This is a genomic window from Oleiphilus sp. HI0066, assembly GCF_001635725.1.
In genome coordinates, this window is the sequence record NZ_LWFH01000123.1 from 1 (window position 1) to 953 (window position 953).

Annotated in this window: 1 protein-coding gene; it reads left to right on the forward strand. The window is 42.1% G+C overall.

Annotated elements, in window-relative coordinates; genetic code table 11:
* Window positions 1–421: 421 nt before the first annotated feature.
* Window positions 422–922 (forward strand): GNAT family N-acetyltransferase, encoded by a 501-nt coding sequence (locus tag A3738_RS02225; RefSeq protein ID WP_068476130.1) that lies wholly within the window; start codon window positions 422–424, stop codon window positions 920–922.
* Window positions 923–953 lie beyond the last annotated feature (31 nt).

Below are 953 nucleotides of genomic sequence, written 5' to 3' on the forward strand. Positions count from 1 at the left end.
CGGAAACTTCTTAGTGATCGCGAAGACTTATGATCAACTCGCTTATCTAGCTCTGCTGCTACCATTTTGTTTGAGTAATAACTTGCTTTTACTTACTCAATATCCGGATATTCACGCAGACAAAAACGTTGGTCGACGCACCTTCCCGATCGTATAAGGAATCCAATTAAGCACATATATGCTCGGTGTATTCTACCTAGTCGGCTATGGTTCCATAACAGTTAGCGTTTATCTATCACAGCTACCGATTCTTACTTTGCTAAGTTTGATTACCTTGCCATTGAGCATGTACGCGTTTATTGAGGCGAAGCGTCTAGTGATGATATTGCGAATAATCCAAAAGCACTTGCATTAACGTCATTAGCGCAATTGTAAGCCCCTTGGTGCTTAGTATTACTTTATTCATCGCTTAGAGGCACTTATGCATTCTTCACTGACTTTTCGTTCTGCGACACCTTCCGACACTGATCGTTGTTTTCAAATAGAACAAGAAGGCTATGCGGGCGATGAAGCTGCCACTCGAGAAAAAATCCAACAACGTATTGAGACTTATCCCGAGGGATTTCTCGTTCTAGAAAAAGAGTCGCAAATCATCGGTTTCATCAATTGCGGAGCATGTTTTGACGTCTCCCTAAGTGATGAGGAATTCAAAGAACTCATCGGTCATGATCCAATAGGCCCAAATATCGTTGTCATGTCAGTGGTTGTGTATCCTGATTTCCAGCACCAAGGTTATGCCACTGCATTAATGCACGAATTTATTGCTATGATGCAGGCGATGCAAAAGTCAGCGATGTATCTTATCTGCCAAGAGGAGCTCGTCGGTTTTTATCAACAATTTGGGTTTGTTGATGACGGGACGTCAGAATCGAGTCACGGAGGATTACGCTGGAACGACATGCATTTAGTCTTGTCGAACTAACCTTCAATTGTTGATTTCAACGATAACAAAA

Excerpts from the sequence above, each read along its gene's own strand:
- A3738_RS02225 (WP_068476130.1), top strand. The coding sequence starts at position 422 with ATGCATTCTTCACTGACTTTTCGTTCTGCGACACCTTCCGACACTGAT.